This window comes from Kitasatospora sp. NPDC002543 (assembly GCF_053594915.1).
The window spans coordinates 1-18,779 of record NZ_JBSFWR010000138.1 but is presented as its reverse complement, the minus strand read 5'-3'; the positions used below and the strand labels follow the sequence as shown (position 1 = coordinate 18,779).

Sequence of the window (18,779 nt, the reverse complement as noted above, 5' to 3'; positions counted from 1 at the left end):
GCCAGGTGGGCGTCTGCTGTCACTCCCGCCGTCCCGGTCCCGTCCAGAGTGTGCGTGCCTGCCGGGGTCATGCGGTCCCCGCGCCGTTCTCGGGCTCGGCAGCCCAGCGCTCGGCCAGCGCCGTCACCCTGCGGTTCGCCTCGGCGACAGCCTCGGGCTCGCCGCCCGCCTGCGCGGCGGCATAGCCGACCAGGAACGAGGTCAGTGGCGCCGCCGGCGGGCGACGGCCGCGCGCCAGAGGCCGACCACGCTGCCCAGCACCAGCAGGGCGATCACCCCCGCGGACAGCAGGAAGGCCGCCGAGCCCGGCCGCCCCGCGCTGGCCGCCGCCGTGACGTACACCGCGGTGGTCGGCACCACGCCGATCGCGGTGGCCAGCACGAACGGCAGGAAGCGGACCCCGGAGAACGCCGCGCCGTAGTTGGCCGCCTGGAACGGCATGCCCGGCAGCAGCCGCAGCACCAGGACGCTGCGGAAGCCCTGCTCGGTGAACCGCCGGTCCAGCGCCCCGAGCACCTTCCCGCGCAGGTACGGGCGCAGCGCCTCGCGCCCGAGGCCCCGGCCGAGCGCGAAGGCCAGCGCGGCGCCCACCGTCGTGCCGGCCACCGCCAGCAGCACGCCCTGCTGGATGCCCAGCAGCAGTCCGGCCACCGCGTTCAGCGCCGGCCGGGGCACGAAGGCCAGCGTGCCCACCGCGTAGACCAGGGCGAACAGCGGGCCGAACCAGTACCCCGGCAGCCGGTCGGCCAGCCCGCCGGAGAGCAGTTCGGTCGGGCTCCACAGCAGCAGTGAGCCGGCCGCCGCCGCGAGCACCGCCACCAGCAGCGCGAACCGCCACCACGGGGAGCGCGGCGCGGCGGCGGGCGCCTGCGGCACGGGAACGGCCGCGACGGGCGGCACGGAAGCGGAATCGGGCGCGGACACCGGCCGAGCCTAACCGGTGCCGGGGGCGGCCCGCGGGCCGGGCGCCGGCTCGGCCGTGCGTCGGGGCCCGGGCCGCGGTGGGCGTTCACGGTGCGGCGCGCGGGTCCGCCGCCGGGGGTCGCCGCGCGGGTCCGCCGCCGGGGGTCGCCGCGCGGGTTCACCGCGCCCGGGCGAGGAATCCGAGCAGGCGTCGCCACGAGTCCCGGGCCGCGTCGGCGTGTTCGAGCGCGGCGAGCTCGAAGAAGTTGTGCGGCGCGCCCGGGTAGCCGACGAACTCGTGCGGGCAGCCGGCCTCGGTGAGGGCCGCGTCGAAGGCCTCGACGGTGTCGGCCGGGATGTGCTCGTCCGCGCCGCCCCAGAAGGCGAGGATCGGGGCGGTCAGCTCCGCGGCGAGCTGGGTGGGCCCCGGGGCGCCGTTGATGGTGTCCGGGTAGCCGTAGTAGCCGACGGCGCCGGCCAGGCCGAAGCGCGGGGCGGCGGTGCGGAAGGCCTGCCGGCCGCCGAAGCAGAAGCCGAGCGCGATCACCTCGGCGGGCCCGGTGGCGCGCAGCCGCTCCAGCGCGGCGGTGATGTCGGCGTCCAGCCCCTCGGGGGTGAGCGCGAGCAGGTGGGGGAGCAGGTTCGGCGGTTCGCCGAATTCCGCCGGTCGCTTTTCCGGGTGGGCGCCGGCGGTGCGGCCGTAATAGTCGAGGACGAGTGCCGGGTGGCCCTGTTCGGCGAGCCGGGCGGCGGTCTGCCGGTAGAACGGGGAAAGGCCCCTGTTGTCCGGCAGGACGAGCACGCCGGCCCCGGTGGCGATTTCCGGGCGGGCCAGGAAGGCGCCGAACCGGGTGCCGTCGGCCGAGGTCAGGGTGAGTGCGGTGGCCTCGGCCAGTGGCCACAGGGCGGGGCCGAGGGTGGGCGGGGCAGCGTCCGGGTCGTAGCACACGGGGAATCCCTCTCGGGGAGCGCGAAAACCGCCGGGCGCGGCGCGCCCGACGGTTCGGAACCCTAGCGGGGAATTCTCTCGGGAATTCCCCATCATATCGCGGAGAGATCTTTTCCGGAAGGCTTTTCCGGTGACGGTGCGGTCACGTTTTCCCCGGCCCCGTTCGTTCCGTCGGCCCCGTTCGTTTCGCTGGGGGGCCGCTCGGCGAGCCGCAGGGCCCCGGCGCTCAGCATCAGGGCGCAGGCGAGCGCGGTGACCAGTCCGAAGGAGACGGTCAGCGAGGTGGCCTGGGCGAGGGCGCCGATGACCGCGGGGGCGATCAGCCCGGAGGTGTAGGTGACGGTGGCGACGCCCGCGATGGCCTGGCTGGGGTTGGTGCCGATCCGCCCGGCCGCGGCGAAGGCGAGCGGGACGATCGCCGCGATGCCGATGCCGATGAGCGCGAACCCCGGGATGGCCAGCGCGGGGCTGTCGGCGGCGACCACCAGCAGGCCGCCGACGGTGGCGACGGCCCCGCCGACGCGGGTGGTGCGGACGGCGCCCAGGCGGCGGATCGCCGCGTCCCCGGCGAGCCGGCTGGCCGCCATGGTGAGCGAGAAGGCGGTGTACGAGACGGCGGCGACGGTGGCCGAGGCGCCGGTGACGTCCCGCAGGTAGACGCCGCTCCAGTCCATCGAGGCGCCCTCGGCGAAGACCGCGCAGAAGCCGACCAGCCCGATCACCAGCGAGCTGCGCGGCGGCAGCGCGAACCGCGGCGGCTCCTCCGCGCCCTCGTGCGCCCGGATGTCGGGCAGTCCGCGGCAGGCGAACTGGGCGAGGACGAGCAGGACCAGCGCGGTGACGGCCAGCTGGAGCCGGGCGTCGAGGTCGAGGTGGGCGGCGAGGATGCCGAAGGGGGAGGCCAGCAGGCCGCCCGCGCTCCACATCCCGTGCAGGCCGGACATGATCGAGCGGCCGAGCCGCTCCTCGATCTCCACGCCCTGGGCGTTCATCGCGACGTCCGCCATCCCGGCCGTGGCCCCGTAGACCAGCAGGGCCGCGCACAGGACGGGCAGTGAGGGGGCGAGCGCGGGCAGGGCGAGGGCCAGGCAGTAGAGGGAGAGCAGCCCGCGCACGGCGGCCCGGCCGCCGTAGCGGTGGACGAACCGGCCGGCCAGCGGCATGGCGAGGGAGGAGCCGATGGCGGGCATGACCAGGGCCAGGCCGAGCTGGCCGGTCGAGAGGTGGAGGTGGTGCTGGATCCAGGGGATGCGGGTGACGAAGCTGCCGGCGACGGCCCCGTGCACGCCGAACACCAGGGCGATGCTCGCCCGGGCCCGGCGTGGTGCGGTCAGCGGCTCCGGTGGTGGTGCGGTGGTCCCGGTCATGCGGTTTCCCTCCCGGTCGCACGGTGCGGGGCGCGACGGTCTGCGGTGACGGTCGATAAATTATCAGGAAGGGACCCTGATAGAAATGCTCTGGAAGGATGATCTGCCATGACCACCGCGCGTACGGCCACGCCGAGTACCGCCCGGGCGATCAACGACCGGCTGGCGCTCAACCTCCTGCTCGAACAGGGCCCCCTGACCGCGACCGAGCTGCGCGACCTCACCGGGCTGTCCCGGCCGACCGTCGCCGACCTGCTCGAACGCCTCCAGCGCACCGGTCTGGTGGCCGTCGTCGGCGAGCGCGGTGAACAGCGGCGCGGCCCCAACGCCCGGCTCTACGCGCTGGTCGCCTCCCGGGCCCACCTCGCCGCCTTCGACGTCCGCTCCGGCGGCGTCAGCCTGGTCGTCGCCGACCTCGCCGGCCGCAGCCTGGCCACCGCCGAGGTCCCCGTCGAGGGCGACGGCGGACCGGACACCGCCGCGTCGATCGTCTCCGTCCTGCGGGACACCGCGAGCGGCGTCGGCGTCGAGCGGCTGCACACCGTCGCGGTCGGCGCCCCCGGACTGGTCGCCCCGGCCACCGGACGACTGCAGAGCACCGGCAACCTCCCCGCCTGGCACGCCGAACTCCTCGCCGCCCTGCGCGAACTGCCCGGCAGCGAGGTGATCCTGGAGAACGAGGTCAACCTCGCCGGGCGGGCCGAGTACCGGGTCGGCGCCGCGCGCGACCGCGACACCTTCGTCCTGCTCTGGCTCGGCCACAGCGTCGGCGCCGCCGTCATCCTGGACGGGCGGCTGCGCCGCGGCTCCTCCGGCGGCACCGGCGAGATCTGCTTCCTGCCCGTCCCCGGCACCGCCGGCCTGCCCAGCGCCGACAGCTGCGAGGGCGGCTTCCACGGCCTGGTCGGCAGCGCCGCGGTCTGCGCGCTGGCCCGCGCCCACGGGCTGCCCGCCGCCCCGGCCGGGGACGCCCCCGCCGCCGAGGCCGCGGTACGGGCCGCCCTGGCGGCCGGCGCCGGGGGCGAGGGCTTCCTGGACGAACTCGCCGAGCGGATCGCGATCGGCGCGGCGAGCGTCTGCGTCGTGCTGGACCCGGGCTGCGTGGTGCTCGGCGGCGAGATCGGCCGGGCCGGCGGCCCGGAGCTGGCCGGCCGGGTGCAGCGGCGGCTGGCCCGGCTCTCCCCGCTGCGCACCGAGGTGCGGGCCGGCACGGCCGGCGGCGGCGCGGTGCTCGCCGGAGCCGTGCTCACCGCCGGGGACGCGGCCCGGCGCGACCTCTTCGGCGAGCCGTGACGGCCCTCGCGTGATCACCCCCGCCGCCGGTACGGCAGGATGGCGCGGGGGCGCCCGCCCCCGGACCCGGAACCACCGTCAGGAGACGCACATGGGCCAGCCCGAGGTGCCGGCCAACCCGTACCGCATCGGCGAGGCCGCGGCGCTGCTCGGCGTCAGCGCCGACACCATGCGGCGCTGGGTGGACGCCGGGCGGGTCGCCGCCGCGCGGGACGAGCACGGGCACCGGATCATCCCGGGGGCCGAGCTCGCCGCCTTCGCCCGGGAGCTGGCCCGGCCGGAGAACGCCGAGGCGGAGGGCCGGCCGTCTTCCGCGCGCAACCGCTTCCCGGGGATCGTCACCGACGTGCGGCTCGGCGACGTGGCCGCGCAGGTGGAGATCCAGGCCGGGCCGTTCCGGGTGGTGTCGCTGATCAGCCGGGACTCGGCGGAGGAGCTGAACCTGGTCCCCGGCGCACCCGCCACGGCGGTCATCAAGTCCACCAACGTGATGGTCGAACGACGCTGAGAGCCCGGCGGGACGCCCACCTCCGGACGCCCGCTCCCGGACGCCCGCCACGAGCCCCGGAACCGAACGAGAGGCCCGGATGACACCCCCGCACCTGCCGACCACCCAGAGCGCCGTGCTCGCGATCGAGGCCGTGGCCGCCCGGCACGGCCGCACCGTCCGCGCCCAGCACGACATCGGCCACGACCGGACCTTCGCCGGGCTGGTCGGCCCGGAGCGGACGGGCGGCGGCCTCGACGGGGACCTGGACGACGCCCTCCCGCACGAGGCGCTGCTGGAGTTCGACGGCCGCCCCGCCGTCACCGTCCGGCTGTTCACCCACGACGAGGCCGCCGTGACCGTCGAGGGCATCGCCTTCGACGTCGACCGCGACCGCGTCCCCGGCTTCCTGAACGCCGTCTGGTCCGACCTGGTGCACGTCAGGGCGCGCACCTTCCCGCCGTCCACCACGCTGATCGTCACCGTCCCGGGGGAACCGAGCCACCGCGAGGCCATCGGCCCCCGCGACCTCACCCCCTGGCTCTCCGGAAGGATCCGATGAACGCCGCCGCCAAGCCGCTGGCCGTCGCCCACCGGGGCGACCCGTACCGGTTCCGCGAGAACACCCTGCCCTCCGTCGAGTCCGCGCTCGCCGCGGGGGCCGACGCCGTCGAGGTGGACGTCCAGCTCACCCGCGACCGGGTGCCCGTCCTGCTGCACGACCGCACCCTGGAACGGCTCTGGGGCGACCCGCGGCCGATCGACCGGGTCACCGCCGAACAGCTGGAGGAGCTGCGGCAGGGCCCGCTCGTCGTGCCCACCCTCGCGGAGGCGGTCAAGGCGGTGGCCGCCGCCGAGGGCCGCCGACTGCTGATCGACCTGGACGACGCGCGGCCGGTCGCCGCGACCTGGTCGGTGGTCACCGGGCTCGGGGTCGAACGGTCGGTCGCCTTCTGCGGGCCCACCACCGCCATGCTCGCGGTGCGCGAACTCAGCCCGGACGCCGAGATCGCGCTCACCTGGAAGCAGCCCCGGATGCCGGCGCGCGCCCTGCTGGACGACCTGCGCCCGCGCTACCTCAACCCGCCGTTCGGCCTGGTCACCCCCGAGTTCACCGCCGCCGCGGCGGACCAGGGGCTCGCCGTCTCCACCTGGACCGCCGACCTGCGCCGCACCATGCGCCGGCTGCGCGAGACCGGCGTCGCCTCCATCACCTCCAACCGGATCGACGTGCTGCGCTCGGTGCTGGACGGCCGCCGGTGACCGTGCTCGGCACCCGGGCGCTCGGCCGGGCCCTGCTGGCCCGTCAGCACCTGCTCACCCGCACCGACCGGTCGCCCGCCGCGGTCATCCACCACCTCGGCGGCCTCCAGGCCCAGGCCGCGCCCCAGCCGCCCTACCTCGGCCTGCTCGCCCGGCTCGACGGCTTCGCGCCCGAGCGGCTGAGCACACTGATCGAGCAGCGGGCGGTGGTCCGGATCGCCCTCCAGCGCGGCACCATCCACCTGGTCACCGCCGAGGACTGCCTGACGCTGCGCCCGCTGCTCCAGCCGATGCTGGACCAGGCGCTGCGCACCACCTACGGCCGGCGGCTCGCCGGACTTGACCTGGACGCGCTCGCCGCCGAGGCCCGCGCACTGGTCGAGGCGGAGCCGCGCACCTTCCAGCAGCTCGGTGCGCTGCTGGCCGCGAGCCGTCCGGACCGCGACCCGGCCGCCCTCGCCCAGGCCGCCCGGTGCCGGCTGCCGCTGGTGCAGGTCCCGCCGCGCGGGCTGTGGGGGCGGAGCGGCCCGGCGGCCCACACCACCGCCGAGGCCTGGCTCGGCCGTCCGCTGGACCCCGATCCCTGCCCGGACGACCTGGTGCTGCGCTACCTCGCGGCCTTCGGCCCGGCCTCCGCCGCCGACCTGCGCAAGTGGAGCGGCCTCGGCGGCCTCGCCCCGGTGCTGCGCCGGCTCGCGCCGCGGCTGGCGGCCTTCCGGGACGAGCACGGCCGGCAGCTGTACGACCTGCCCGAGGCGCCCCGCCCCGACCCGGACACCCCGGCGCCGGTGCGGCTGGTGGCGCCCTTCGACAACCTGCTGCTCTCCCACGCGGACCGCACCCGGGTGCTGCCCGAGGAGTACAAGGACCGGGTGATGACCCGGAACGGGATCGTGCACGGCACGTTGCTCGTGGACGGGCTGGTCGCCGGGACGTGGCGGGCGGCCGGCGAGCGGGAGGTGGCCGTCGTCCCGTTCGCGCCGCTGCGGCCGGCCGACCGGGAGGCGGCGGGGGCCGAGGCGGAGCGGGTGCTGGCCTTCGCCGGCGGGGGCGGGACCGTGCGCTTCGAGACGCCCGGGTAGCCCGTTCGGGTGCTCCCGGCCGATCCGCCGCGCGGGCCGTCGGAACCTCTGCTGAGCTGGGGCGGTTCGGAAACGTCGACGACCCCCGGCGGAGGTGGCCGTGACCGTGGAGCGCGCGCCCGGCGAGCAGCGGCAGCCGGACCACCGCAGGCCGTACCTGATGCTGCCGCCCGGGTTGCGGCAGGCGGCGGCCTGGTCGGTGGCGGTGATCCTGCTGATCGCCGTCGCCTCGCTGGTGGTGTTCGCGCTGGTCGAGCTGCGGGCGGCGACGGTGCCGTTCGTGCTGGCGCTGCTCGGGGCCTCGCTGCTCTACCCGGTGGTGCCCTGGCTGGTGCGCCGGGGCGTGGGGCGCGGGCTGGCCGCCGGGCTGACCTGCACGGTGCTGGTCGCCGCGGTCGGCGGGGTGATCGCCCTGCTGGTCAACTCCCTGGTGCACAGCGCCCCGCAGATCGCCTCCTCGCTCCAGGAGGCCGGGGAGCGGCTGGCCGACTGGCTGGGCCCGCTCGGGGCGAAGATCCAGCACGCGCTGAGCAACGCCAAGGGCGAGACCAACTCGCTGGTCTCCACGCTCACCAGCGGGGTGCTCTCCGGGCTGGGCCTGCTCACCCAGCTGATCGCCGGCGCGGTGCTGTCGCTGGCCCTGGTGTTCTTCTTCCTCCGGGACGGCCACCGCACCGGCGACGCGATCCGCTCCTACCTGCCCGAGCGCAGCGCCACGACGGTGATCGCCTGCGCCGAGCGGGCCTTCGACGCGATGGCCGGGTTCATGCGGGGCACCACCCTGATCGCCCTGATCGACGCCGGGTTCATCACCGTCGGCCTGGTCGCCCTCGGCGTGCCGGGTGCCCCCGGGCTCGGCGCGCTGGTGTTCATGGGGGCGTACATCCCGTTCGTCGGGGCCTTCCTGTCCGGCACGGTCGCCGTCCTGGTGGCGCTCGCGGACGGCGGTCTCGGCACGGCGCTCTGGGCGCTCGGGGTGGTGCTCGCGGTGCAGATGATCGAGGGGAACATCCTCCAGCCCGTCATCCAGAGCCGGACGGTGGAGCTGCACCCGGCCACCATCATGGTCGCCGTGGTGGCGGGCTCCGGCATCGCCGGGATCATCGGCGCCCTGCTCGCGGTGCCGGTCTGCGCCGCCGCCATGGGCGTCGTCACGGTGCTGCGGGGCGACCGGGACCGGGCGGAGAAAGCGGTTGCCGGGCCGTGAGACGGTGTGCGAGCATCGCTAATGCGACATGAGTCGCGATAGTGCTCGGGAGGGGCTGGATGGAACTGATCGACGTGGCCGAGACGGGCGCCGGGCCGTACGGAGTGGCCGTGGGGTCCGACGGGGGCGTCTGGTTCACGCTGGTGCACGCCGGGGAGGTCGGGCGGCTCGGCCCGGACGGGGCGGTGGAACGCTTCGGGCTCGGGGCGCCGGGGTGCGGGCCGGCGGTGATCACGGCCGGGCCCGACGGGGCGCTCTGGTTCAGCCGGATGCGCGACCACCGGATCGGACGGATCGACCCGGACGGGAGGACGGCCTCCTTCGCGGTGCCGGGCGTCGACCCCGGGCCGTACGGGATCGCCCCCGGGCCGGACGGGGCGCTCTGGTTCACCGAACTGAACGTCGACCGGGTCGGGCGGATCACCGTGCGCGGCGAGGTGACGGAGCACCCGCTGCCGTTCCAGGGGGCGTTCCCCTCGCTGCTCACCACGGGCCCGGACGGGGCGCTGTGGTGCACGCTCAACCAGGCGGACGCGGTGGCGAGGGTCGGCACGGACGGCGCGGTGACCGTCCACCGGCTGCCCACCGAGGGCACCGCGCCGGTCGGGATCACCGCCGGGGCCGACGGCGCGCTCTGGTACGTCGGCATCGGCGGCGGGCTGGTCGGGCGGATCACCGTGGACGGCGAGGTGACGGAGTACCCGCTGGCCGACCGTTCGGCCAAGCCGCACGCGATCACGGCGGGCCCGGACGGCCGGCTCTGGTTCACCGAGTGGGGCGCCGGCCGGATCGGGGTGCTCGACCCGGACGGGCGGCTCGACGGCCACCCGATCCCGGGCGAGGGCGCCGAGCCGCACGGCATCGCCGTCGCCCCGGACGGCACGGTGTACGCCGCGCTGGAGCGCGGGCAGCTCGCCCGGCTGAACGGCTGAACGGCTGAACGGCTGAACGGCTGAACGGTTGGGTGGCTGAACGGCTGAACGGTTGGGTGGCTGAGCGGTTGGGCGGCTGGGCGGCCGACGGCGCAGCGGCGCGCCCGGCCGGGCCGCTAACGGCGCAGCAGTTCCTCCAGGTCCGCCAGCAGCCCCAGGGCGGCGGCACGGTCCGGGGTCGGCTCCGGGGCGGGGGAGCGCTCGGCGATCACCCGCAGGGCGGCCGCCGCCTGGCGGGCGAACATCGCCAGCAGGTCCAGTTCGGGCAGGCTGGCGCGGGCCTGCGGGGCCGGGTCCAGCACCTCCAGGACGCCGAGCACCCGGCTGCCGTGGGTGAGCGGGGCGGCCATCAGGGCGGTCGGGACGTACGCGGTGGACTCGGCGAAGTCCCGGTCGAAGGTGCGGTTGGCGCCCAGGTCGTCGACCACCATCGGCTCGCCGGAGGCGGCCACCCAGCCGGCGATCCCCCGGCCGGCCGGGAACCGGCGGCCCACCAGCGACTCCTCGCCGCGCCCGGAGACGGCCTGGAAGACCAGCTCCCCGGCCGTCTCGTCGAGCAGGCAGACCGAGCCGGCCTGGGCACCGAAGATCGCCCGGGCGACGTCCACCACCGACTGGAGCAGCTCGCGGGCCAGCGGGTCGACGGCGGGGTCAGTGCTGAGGGTCATCGGGCGCCTCCGGGGTGGGGGTGGAAGGAACCAGGACGGTGTCAGGAGCGGGAACGCGGACGGCGGAACCGTCGGGGACGGCGGCGGGGACCCGGACGTTGGCCGCGGTCAGGTAGAGCGCGCTCTTCAGCTGGAAGGTGGTCAGCCGCGGCCGCCGGGACAGGATGCGGGCACAGAGCCCCGCCACGTACGGGGTCGCGAAGCTGTTGCCGGTGGTGCGGATGGTGGCGCCGCCGAGCCAGGGCACCCGGACGTTCTGGCCGGGGGCGAAGAACTCCACCGGCGGCTCCGGGTTGTACAGGTGCAGCCGCGGGTCGTCCTCCTGGTGGCTGCCCACCGAGATGACCGAGGAGAACCGCCAAGGGTAGCTCTCCACCGGGGTGTTGTGGGCGGAGGCGACGATCGCGGTGCGGGCGAAAAAGGCGTCGTCGGCGATCGCGTGCAGCTGCTCCAGGAAGCGGGTCCGGGTGGTGGAGAGGCTGAGGTTGACCACGTCGAAGCCCTGGTCGACGGCCCAGCGCAGCCCGGCGATCAGCATGTCGCCGGTGCCGGTGAAGCGCTCGCCGAGGACCCGGACGCTGTAGAGCTCGCAGTCCGGGGCGGTGCGGCGGATGATGCCCGCGCAGGCGGTGCCGTGCCCGCAGGTGTCGCCGGCGGTGTCGGGCCGGACGGCGAGCTCCCGGGTGACGGGGTCCTTGACCACCGCCCAGGAGCCCTGCAGGGGCCCGACCAGCGGGTGGTCGGGCTCGACCCCGGAGTCGACCACGCAGACCCGCACGCCCTTGCCGGTGCCACCGCCCTCGCCGGCGCCCTCCTCGCCGGGGGCGACGGCGTCGGCGAGCACCGGGAGGTCGGCGGGGCCACGGTCGCGCAGGCTCCAGGTGAGGCCGGCCGGGCCGCTCACCGGGTGCCCCCGAGCCGCTCGGCGCGCCGCACACCCGGCAGGTGGCCCTTGGCGGCGAACCGGTCCCGGGCGGTGGCGGCGACGACCGCGGCCTCGGCGGGGCGGTCGAGCAGCAGCAGTGCGTGCGCCCGGTCGAGCGCGGTCAGCGCCTGGAGCAGCAGCGACTCGGTGGCCTCGGCGCCGGCCAGGGCGGCGGCGGTCAGGTCCAGCGCCGGTGCCGCCTCGCCCCGGGCGGCGGCGAGCCGGCCGCGCAGCGCGTCCAGTTCGATCGCGAGCACCGGCGGCAGCGCGGCGACGGCGTCCGCGCCGTCCAGGTGCCGGGCGGCCTGGGCCGGGCGGTCGGTGTCCAGCAGGACCCGGGCGGTGGTCAGGGCCAGGCGCGGCAGCGGGGCGGCACTGCCCTGGTGGCGGGCGATCTCGGCGGCGTCGGCGAGCAGGTCCAGCGCCTGGCCGCTCTGCCCGAGCGCGGCCGCCGCCTGGGCGGTCAGCGCGGGCAGCGCGACCATGGCCTCGGCCAGCGACAGCTCCCCGGCCAGGCCGTTGGCCTCGGCGAGCAGCAGCTCGGCCTCCTCGGGGCGGTCGCGCAGCGCCAGCAGGACGGCCAGCGGGCCGTTCAGCGCGATCCGGACGGTCCGCCGGCCGGTGCCGTGCTCGGCGAGCAGGGCACGCAGCCGGAAGGTCGCGTCGGGGACGGACGCGGGGCCGGCCAGCAGCGAGGCGGCCAGCGCGGCCAGGACGGCGGCCCGGTCCAGTTCGGCGTCGGTGCGGCAGACCCGGTCGAGGGCCTCGTCCAGCAGCTGCTCGGCGTCGGCGTGCCGGCCGGCCAGCAGGTGCTCCTCGGCCAGCCGCAGCCAGGCCCGGGCCCGGCCGAGGTCGTCCCCGGTGTCGGTGAACAGCGGCAGCACGGCGCGGGCGGTCGCGGCGGGCTGGTCCGGGCCGGGCGGCAGGCCGCGGCCTGCCAGCGCGAGCCGGGCGTGCGCGGCGTCCAGCGGGTCGGCGGCCGCGTCCCGCACCTGGGCGAGGACGGGCAGTGCCTCCTCGGTGCGGCCGAGTGCCAGCCGGGCCTCGCCGAGGCGGCGCAGCGCGGGCCCCGCGGCGCGCTCGCCCGGGTAGTGCAGCCGGACGGCGCGCTCCAGCAGGTCGGTGGCGGCGGGCAGGTCGGCGCGGGCCAGGGCTCCGGCCCCGGCGGCGCCGAGGGCGGCGGCCGCGCGGGTGCGCAGCACGTCGGTGCGGGTGTCCAGCAGCCCGAGTTCGAGCCGGTAGCGGTGGGCGCGCTCCAGGTGGCCGCCGACGGACGCGTCCCCGGTGGAGCGGACGGCGGGCAGGTCGGCGGCGCGCTCGTGGCGCTCCGCGCGGGCCCGCTTGGACATCGACTGGTAGACCGTCTCCTGGACCAGGCCGCTGCTGAACCGGTAGCCGGTGCCGTTCGGTTCGACCAGCCGCAGCTCGGCCAGCCGGCCCAGCGCGGCGTACAGCCGGGGCGGGGTGTCGTCGCCGCCGGCGGCCGGGCCGACGGGCAGGCCGTCGATCGGGCCGGTGAAGACGTCGTCCTGCGGGTCGGCGAAGGCGTCCTGGTCGCTGCCGCCGTCGGCGAGTTCGGCGAGTTCGGCGGCGGTGAAGGCGCGGCCGAGGACGGCGGCGAGGTCGAGGGTGGCGCGCTCGTCGCGCTCCAGCCCGTCGATCCGGGCGCTGAGCAACGCCCGTCCGGTGGGCGGCAGTTCGTCGGCCGGGGCGGGGCCCTCGGTCTCGGTGAGGGCGGCCAGCAGCTCCTCCAGGTGCAGCGGGTTGCCCTCGGCGCGCTCCAGCAGCCGGGTGGGCACCGCGTCCTGGTGGGCACTGAGCTCGGTCAACTGGGCGGCCAGCAGGGCGGATTCGTCCCAGGACAGGCCGCCGACCAGCAGCGCGGGCAGCTCCGGCCGGGCGGCCGGGAGCTCGGGCCGGGCCAGGCAGAGCAACAGGACGGGGGCCGTGCCGAGTTCGGCCGTCAGCAGCTCGGCGGCGTCCAGCAGCACCGGGCCGGCCCACTGGCAGTCGTCCAGGACCAGGACGGCCGGGCGCTCGACGGTGCGGCCGCGCAGGATCGCGGCCAGCAGCTCCAGCGAGCGGCGGGCGTCCAGGCCCGGCGCGGTCGCCTCGTCCAGCCGGGCCAGTGCCTCGGCGGGGGCGGCGCCTTCGGGCTCGTCCAGCAGTGTGCGGACCGCCTCGGCGAGCGGCGCCAGCACGCCCTGCTCGCCGAAGCTGCGGCAGCGGGCGGTGCCGCAGCGCGCGCTGCGCCGGCCCACCCGCTCGCGCCACTCGCGCACCAGTCGGGTCTTGCCGATGCCTGCCTCGCCGGACACCAGCAGCAGCTCGGCCCCCTCACCGCCCGCCACCCGGGCCAACGCGGCGTCCAGGCGGTCGAGTTCGCGCTCCCGGCCGACCAGCGGGACGTCGAAGCGGCGCAGCAGCTCCGGGTCGTCCTCGTCCAGGCCGACCAGGCGGTAGGCGGTGACCGGCTCGGCCTTGCCCTTGAGCTGCAGCGGGCCGACCTCGTCGACCTGGGCGGCCGGGCCGGCCGCGCGCAGCGTCTGCGGGCCGATCAGCACCTGGCCGGGGGCGGCCCGGGTCTGCAGCCGGGCGGCGATGTTCACGGTCTCGCCCGAGATCAGCGCCTGGCGGGCCGAGGCGTCCGAACCCGCCACCACCTGGCCGGTGTTGACACCGATCCGGACGTCCAGGCGCACCCCGAGGGTGGCGTCCAGCTCGGTGTTGAGGTCCTCCAGGTCCTCCAGCATGGCGAGCGCGGCGGCCAGCGCCCGGTGGGCGTCGTCCTCGCGGACCACCGGGACACCGAACACGGCCATCACGGCGTCCCCGATGAACTTCTCCAGGGTGCCGCCGTGCGCCTCGATCCGGCGGTGCATCCGCTCGAAGTAGCGCAGGATCACCTCGCGCAGGGTCTCCGGGTCGAGCGTCCCGGACAGGGCGGTGGAGTCGACGAGGTCGCAGAAGACCACCGTGACCAGCTTGCGCTCCTCGGCGGCCAGGTCGAGCGCGGCGGCGCGGGGGGTGCCGCAGGAGGGGCAGAACTGGTCGTTGGTGCCGACGAGCTGGGCGCAGAGTGGGCAGGGCATGGTGGCCGTCCTTCGGTCGTCCTTCGCAGTGCGGGGTGTGCGCGGCGGGGCGGAACGGGTGGGCGCGGGCGTTCCCGGTCAGCGTCGCGGGGCGGGCTTCGGGAGCGGTTCGGGAACGCCTGGCGAACGGTATGGCCGCAGGTGGGGCGGGGTGCGAGGGCTGCCCGGCAGGGCCGGCCGGGGGTCGCGCGGGCCGCCGCGACCACGCCGACCTGCGGACATACCGGCGCCCAACCGGCTCCGAAGCCGCGCCCAGCCGGCCCTCCCCACCATGGTGGGCGACGGCGGGCCTCCGCTCGTCGGATCCGTGACCACCCCCATGCGGAAGGGAGTTCGACCATGGCCGAGAACATGGAGCAGCAGAACGTCGGCGAGAACGGCGAGGAGACCCCGGAGGTCGAGGCGCACGTGGCCAACGTCCTGGACCTCCAGGCGATGAAGATCCAGAGCGAGTCCTCCGACGGCATCTGCTTCAGCCTGATCAGCTACGTCCACGGCGCCGAGACCACGGTCTGACCGGAGTCCGGACACACCGTGCCGTCCGCGGGGGCGGACGCACCGCCGCCCCGGCCGTCGGCACCGCAAGGCTTCCGGGGCGGTCCCGTCGCGACGGGACCGCCCCGGCCCGATGACAGCAGCGCCCGGCGGCACCCGACCACGGAGGACGGCCATGGAACCCACCCCGCTCGCCCGCAACCGGGACTTCCGGCTGCTCTGGGTCGGCGGACTGCTGGCCTCGCTCGGCTCCCAACTCGCCTCGATCGCGCTGCCGTTGCTGGTCCTGCGGGAGACCGGATCGGCCGCCCGGGCGGGCGCCATCGGCACCGTCTCGGTCGGCGCGCTGCTGCTCACCATGCTGCCCGGCGGGGTGCTCGCCGACCGGATCGAGCGCCGCCGGCTGATGCGGATCTGCGACGTCCTCAGCCTGCTCGCGGTCTCCGCCCTGGTCGTCGCCGTGCTGCGCGGCCGCACCCCGCTGCCGCTGGTCCTGCTGGTCGCCGCCGCCGGGGCGCTGATCTCCAGCGCCTACGGGCCGGCGGCCGGCGCCCTGCTGCGGGCGGTGGTGCCCACCGGCCAGGCCCGCGAGGCCTCCTCCCGGATGCAGGCGCGCGGCGCCGCCGCCCGGCTGGTCGGGCCGCTCGGCGGCGGGGCGCTGTTCGCCTGGCATCCGGTGCTCCCGTTCCTCGCCGAGGGGGTGGGACTGCTGCTGTCCACGGTCTGCGTGGCGCTGATCCGGACCCGCGCACGGCCCGCCGCGACGAGCGGACCGGTGTTCAGCCGGGCCGAGCTGACCGCCGGACTGGCCTTCATCTGGCGCCGGCCCTACCTGCGCACCCTGCTGCTGATCTTCGGCCTGGGGATGAACTTCGCGTTCAGCGCCCTGATGTTCGCCACCCTGGCCGTGGCCTCCGACGGCGGCCGCTCCGGCCTGGGCGGCGGCACCGTCGTCTCCTGCACCGCGGCTGGAGCCCTGGCCGGCGCGCTGCTGGCCCCCCGGCTCAGCGCCCGGGCCCGGGACGGCAGCCTGGTCGCGCTGGCCTGCTGGGCCTCCGCGCTGACCGCCGGGGTGCTGGTGCTGACCCGGGCCCCGCTGCTGATCGGGCTGCTCTGCGCGGTCTGCATGTGCCTGTCCACCGTCGCCAGCATCGGCTTCGTCTCCGGCATGCTGCTGGCCGCGCCGCGCGACCGGATCGGCCGGGTGCAGAGCGCGGCCGGATTCCTGTCCACCCTGGTCCAGCCGTTCGGCCCGCTGGTCGGCGGCGCCCTGCTCGGCTCGGTCGGCGGCACCCGGACCTTCGCGGTGCTGGCCCTCGCCATCGCGCTCTGCGCGGCCGTGGTCACCTGGGCGCCGCCGGTCCGGCGCGGACCGGCGCTGCTCCCGGCCGTCTGAACCCCGCCGCCGGACCCGCCCGCTCCCGGAAGACCCCGGAAGGCCCCGGAAGACCCCGAACGAACTCCGGAACAGGAGGCCCGCCTTGGCCGGCGCCCACGAGACCCAGCTGTACTGCCTCGCCGACCCGACGTACTACGACACCCCCGGACGGCTGCGCGACCGGGCGGAGCGCTACCCGCTCGGCCTCGGCGAGCCGCCCGAGGGCTGGCGGCGGGAGCGGCGCGGGCTGTGGACGGCGCTGCGGCCCGACGCCGCCCGCCTGCCGGAGCAGGGCTGGAAGCTGCACGTGTCGGCGGCGCCGGACGGCGCCGAGCGGACGCTGGCCGCCGTCGCGCGGATCTGCCTCGCCCGCCGGACGGCGTTCAAGTTCCTGCGCAGCCCCGCGGCGCTGCGGGTGACGAACGGCAAGTACATGGGCCGGGGCGGCAGCGGCAAGTTCATCACCGTCTACCCGGCCACCGAGGGCGAGTTCCTCACGCTGGCCGAGGAGTTGGCGCAGGCGCTGGACGGCGTCCCCGGGCCGTACGTGCTCACCGACCTGCGGATCGGGAACGCCCCGGTGTACGCCCGCTACGGGGCCTTCGTCGAGCTGTGGTGCCAGGACGCGACGGGCCGGACCGTCCCGGCCCTGCGGGATCCGTCCGGCACGCTGGTGCCGGACCCGCGCGAGCCGGTCTTCCGGCTGCCCGGGTGGGTCGAGCCGCCGGCCGCGCTGCGCCCGTACCTGGCCGCCCGGTCGGCGGCCGGCGGGGACCTGCCCTACCGGATCGTCGACGTGCTCCAGTTCTCCAACGCCGGCGGCATCTACCTCGCCGAACGGCCCGGCGGCGAGCGGGTGGTGCTGCGCGAGGCCCGCCCGCACACCGGGCTGGACGGCACCGGGACGGACGCGCTGACCAGGCTGCGGCGCGAGCAGTGGGCGCTGGAGCGGCTGGCCGGGCTGGCGTGCGTGCCCCGGCTGCACGAGGTGCGCACGGTCTGGGAGCACACCTTCCTGGTGCAGGAGCACATCGAGGGCGTCCAGTTGTTCGCCGAGGCGATCCGCCGCTACCCGCTGGTGCACCAGAACTGCACCGCCGGGCAGCGCGCCGAGTACGCCCGGTGGGTGGGCGGGGTGGTGGCGGGGCTGGAGGAGGCGCTCGGCGCGCTGCACGCGCGCGGCGTGCGGTTCGGGGACCTCCACCCGGCCAACGTGGTGCTCCGGCCGGACGGTTCCGTGGTGCTGGTCGACTTCGAGTACGCGGCCGCGCTGGACGACCGGCGGGTGCCGACGGCCGGTGCGGCCGGACCGCGCGTACCGCCCGGGCTGGACGGCGCCGAGGCGGACCGCTACCTGCTGTGGGTCACCTGGCTGATGCTGCTGATGCCGGTGATGGAGCTCGCCGACCGAGACCCGGGCAAGCTCCCGGCGCTGGAACGGCGGGCCCGTGAGTGGTTCGGACTGGGACCGGAGGAGGGGCCGGTGCGCCCTGGAGCGGTGCTGCCGTCGGTGGAGTCGGTGACCGAGCGGCGCGGACGGGAGCTGCTGGACGGGCCCGCGCTGGGCCCGGCCCGCCGGGAGCTGGTCGCGGGCATCCACGCGGGGGCCACCCCGGACCGGCCGGACCGGCTCTTCCCCGGCGATGTGGCCGGCTTCGCCGACGGCGGCACGGGCGTGGCGCACGGCGCGGCCGGGGTGCTCCACGCGCTGCACCGGACCGGGGCCGACTGGCCGCAGGAGTACGCGGACTGGCTGGTCGCGGCCGTGCGCCGACGGGCCGGGCGCCCGGGGGCCGGCGGGCTGTACGACGGCCCGCTCGGCACCGCGCTGGTGCTGGCCCGGATCGGCCGGACGGAGGCGGCCGCGGAGCTGGTCGAACGGGCCCGCACCGCCCGTCCGGCGCGGGAGGCGGGCCTGTTCGGCGGCCGGGCCGGCGCGGCGCTCGCCCGGCTGCGGCTGGCCGAGGCCCTGGACAGCCCCCGGGAGCTGGCCCACGCGCTGGACGACGCCCGGGAGTTGGCCGCGGCGCTGGGCGGCGCTCCGGTGCCCGGGCTGGACGAGCCGGCGGCCGCCGGGCTGCTGTACGGGTCGGCGGGCATCGCGCTGCTCCAGCTGCGGCTGTACCGACGGACCGGCGAGCGGTGGCTGCTGGACTGCGCGCGCACGGCGCTGGAGCGGGCGGTGGCCCGCTGCGTGCGGGTGCCCGACGGCTCCCTTCAGGTGCTGGAGGCGGGGCGCCGGCTGGCCTACCTGGACCGGGGCAGCAGCGGGATCGCGCTGGTGGTGCGGGAGTTCCTGGAGCACGCGGAACTGCCGGGCGGGGAGGCCTTCCTGGCGGACGTGCGAAAGGTCTGCGCGCCCGGGTTCATCCGCGAGCCGGGGCTGTTCCGGGGGCGGGTCGGGCTGACGCTGGCGCTGGACCGGCTGGGCGGGGCGGCGGCCCGGGAGGCCGTGCTCGGGCAGGTGCGCAAGCTCCAGTGGCACCTGGTGGCCCGGCCGGAGGGGCTGCTGGTGCCGGGGATGCGGCTGCGGCGCTTCTCGGCGGACCTCCACACCGGCGCGGCCGGGGTGCTGCTGGCGCTGTCCGCCCTGGAGGAGGAACGGGCGGACGTGCTGGACCTGTTGACCCTGGGGTGACGCTAGGGCGTGTCTGACAATTCCCGCCGGGCGTGCGACGCCAATTGTCAGACACGCCCTAGACCCAATGCCGGTGACTTTAGGTAGTGGCGTGTGGCGT

Annotated in this window: 16 protein-coding genes and 1 pseudogene; 10 read left to right on the top strand and 7 right to left on the bottom strand. The window is 76.7% G+C overall.

The window, feature by feature from the left end:
* Window positions 1-67: 67 nt before the first annotated feature.
* From ACWD4P_RS34890 to ACWD4P_RS34875, 4 genes and pseudogenes are all read right to left on the bottom strand, one after another.
* Window positions 68-229: pseudogene (locus ACWD4P_RS34890) on the bottom strand (DUF6457 domain-containing protein); the annotation flags it as partial.
* Entirely contained in the window at window positions 202-924 is a 723-nt protein-coding gene (locus ACWD4P_RS34885; protein WP_449782391.1) for a TVP38/TMEM64 family protein, read from the bottom strand. The pseudogene ACWD4P_RS34890 and the gene ACWD4P_RS34885, both read right to left, overlap by 28 nt.
* 157 nt (window positions 925-1,081) lie before the next feature.
* The gene (locus tag ACWD4P_RS34880; RefSeq protein WP_359831337.1) at window positions 1,082-1,852 is read right to left on the bottom strand and encodes a dienelactone hydrolase family protein; all 771 of its coding nucleotides are present in this window, start codon (window positions 1,850-1,852) and stop codon (window positions 1,082-1,084) included.
* 92 nt (window positions 1,853-1,944) lie between these two features.
* Window positions 1,945-3,219 carry an MFS transporter gene (locus ACWD4P_RS34875; RefSeq protein ID WP_449782390.1) on the bottom strand — a complete coding sequence of 425 codons (1,275 nt, stop codon included), beginning with the start codon at window positions 3,217-3,219 and terminating at the stop codon, window positions 1,945-1,947.
* 108 nt (window positions 3,220-3,327) lie between these two features.
* Between ACWD4P_RS34875 and ACWD4P_RS34870 the strand changes: the two genes are divergently transcribed.
* From ACWD4P_RS34870 to ACWD4P_RS34840, 7 genes are all read left to right on the top strand, one after another.
* Entirely contained in the window at window positions 3,328-4,512 is a 1,185-nt protein-coding gene (locus ACWD4P_RS34870; RefSeq protein WP_449782389.1) for an ROK family transcriptional regulator, read from the top strand.
* A 91-nt stretch (window positions 4,513-4,603) separates the two neighbouring features.
* Window positions 4,604-5,020: a TOBE domain-containing protein gene (locus ACWD4P_RS34865; protein WP_449782388.1), complete on the top strand. Its 417-nt coding sequence runs from the start codon at window positions 4,604-4,606 to the stop codon at window positions 5,018-5,020.
* 79 nt (window positions 5,021-5,099) lie between these two features.
* Window positions 5,100-5,561, top strand: coding sequence for a hypothetical protein (locus ACWD4P_RS34860; RefSeq protein ID WP_359827596.1), 462 nt, complete (start codon window positions 5,100-5,102; stop codon window positions 5,559-5,561).
* Window positions 5,558-6,262, top strand: a complete 705-nt coding sequence (locus ACWD4P_RS34855) for a glycerophosphodiester phosphodiesterase (protein ID WP_449782387.1) — start codon at window positions 5,558-5,560, stop codon at window positions 6,260-6,262. Before ACWD4P_RS34860 ends, ACWD4P_RS34855 begins: the two co-directional genes overlap by 4 nt.
* Window positions 6,259-7,344 (top strand): winged helix DNA-binding domain-containing protein, encoded by a 1,086-nt coding sequence (locus ACWD4P_RS34850; protein ID WP_449782386.1) that lies wholly within the window; start codon window positions 6,259-6,261, stop codon window positions 7,342-7,344. The genes ACWD4P_RS34855 and ACWD4P_RS34850 overlap by 4 nt, the downstream gene beginning before the upstream one ends.
* Window positions 7,345-7,444: 100 nt before the next feature.
* Window positions 7,445-8,551 (top strand): AI-2E family transporter, encoded by a 1,107-nt coding sequence (locus ACWD4P_RS34845; RefSeq protein ID WP_449782385.1) that lies wholly within the window; start codon window positions 7,445-7,447, stop codon window positions 8,549-8,551.
* A gap of 59 nt (window positions 8,552-8,610) precedes the next feature.
* Complete coding sequence (locus ACWD4P_RS34840) at window positions 8,611-9,483, top strand: Vgb family protein (RefSeq protein WP_449782384.1); 873 nt, start codon at window positions 8,611-8,613, stop codon at window positions 9,481-9,483.
* A 116-nt stretch (window positions 9,484-9,599) separates the two neighbouring features.
* On the opposite strand, the gene ACWD4P_RS34835 is transcribed toward ACWD4P_RS34840, so the two are convergent.
* The 3 genes from ACWD4P_RS34835 to ACWD4P_RS34825 are packed head-to-tail and all read right to left on the bottom strand — an operon-like array spanning window position 9,600 to window position 14,168.
* Window positions 9,600-10,151 carry a GAF domain-containing protein gene (locus ACWD4P_RS34835; RefSeq protein ID WP_359827603.1) on the bottom strand — a complete coding sequence of 184 codons (552 nt, stop codon included), beginning with the start codon at window positions 10,149-10,151 and terminating at the stop codon, window positions 9,600-9,602.
* Window positions 10,135-11,055, bottom strand: coding sequence for a S8 family peptidase (locus ACWD4P_RS34830; protein WP_359827605.1), 921 nt, complete (start codon window positions 11,053-11,055; stop codon window positions 10,135-10,137). The genes ACWD4P_RS34835 and ACWD4P_RS34830 overlap by 17 nt, the downstream gene beginning before the upstream one ends.
* Window positions 11,052-14,168 carry an adenylate/guanylate cyclase domain-containing protein gene (locus ACWD4P_RS34825; protein ID WP_449782383.1) on the bottom strand — a complete coding sequence of 1,039 codons (3,117 nt, stop codon included), beginning with the start codon at window positions 14,166-14,168 and terminating at the stop codon, window positions 11,052-11,054. The genes ACWD4P_RS34830 and ACWD4P_RS34825 overlap by 4 nt, the downstream gene beginning before the upstream one ends.
* Window positions 14,169-14,507: 339 nt before the next feature.
* Here ACWD4P_RS34825 and ACWD4P_RS34820 point away from each other — a divergent pair, with 339 nt between their 5' ends.
* From ACWD4P_RS34820 to lanKC, 3 genes are all read left to right on the top strand, one after another.
* Complete coding sequence (locus ACWD4P_RS34820; protein ID WP_359827608.1) at window positions 14,508-14,684, top strand: hypothetical protein; 177 nt, start codon at window positions 14,508-14,510, stop codon at window positions 14,682-14,684.
* Between the two features lie 154 nt (window positions 14,685-14,838).
* Window positions 14,839-16,059, top strand: coding sequence for an MFS transporter (locus tag ACWD4P_RS34815; protein ID WP_449782382.1), 1,221 nt, complete (start codon window positions 14,839-14,841; stop codon window positions 16,057-16,059).
* Window positions 16,060-16,144: 85 nt separating this feature from the next.
* Window positions 16,145-18,679 (top strand): class III lanthionine synthetase LanKC, encoded by a 2,535-nt coding sequence (lanKC, locus tag ACWD4P_RS34810; protein ID WP_449782381.1) that lies wholly within the window; start codon window positions 16,145-16,147, stop codon window positions 18,677-18,679.
* The last annotated feature ends 100 nt before the right edge of the window (window positions 18,680-18,779 follow it).

Bases quoted from the DNA above. Each gene is read 5' to 3' on its own strand.
- ACWD4P_RS34875 (WP_449782390.1), bottom strand. From the start codon at position 3,219: ATGACCGGGACCACCGCACCACCACCGGAGCCGCTGACCGCACCACGC.
- ACWD4P_RS34870 (WP_449782389.1), top strand. From the start codon at position 3,328: ATGACCACCGCGCGTACGGCCACGCCGAGTACCGCCCGGGCGATCAAC.
- ACWD4P_RS34865 (WP_449782388.1), top strand. From the start codon at position 4,604: ATGGGCCAGCCCGAGGTGCCGGCCAACCCGTACCGCATCGGCGAGGCC.
- ACWD4P_RS34860 (WP_359827596.1), top strand. From the start codon at position 5,100: ATGACACCCCCGCACCTGCCGACCACCCAGAGCGCCGTGCTCGCGATC.
- ACWD4P_RS34855 (WP_449782387.1), top strand. From the start codon at position 5,558: ATGAACGCCGCCGCCAAGCCGCTGGCCGTCGCCCACCGGGGCGACCCG.
- ACWD4P_RS34840 (WP_449782384.1), top strand. From the start codon at position 8,611: ATGGAACTGATCGACGTGGCCGAGACGGGCGCCGGGCCGTACGGAGTG.
- ACWD4P_RS34835 (WP_359827603.1), bottom strand. From the start codon at position 10,151: ATGACCCTCAGCACTGACCCCGCCGTCGACCCGCTGGCCCGCGAGCTG.
- ACWD4P_RS34825 (WP_449782383.1), bottom strand. From the start codon at position 14,168: ATGCCCTGCCCACTCTGCGCCCAGCTCGTCGGCACCAACGACCAGTTC.
- ACWD4P_RS34820 (WP_359827608.1), top strand. From the start codon at position 14,508: ATGGCCGAGAACATGGAGCAGCAGAACGTCGGCGAGAACGGCGAGGAG.
- ACWD4P_RS34815 (WP_449782382.1), top strand. From the start codon at position 14,839: ATGGAACCCACCCCGCTCGCCCGCAACCGGGACTTCCGGCTGCTCTGG.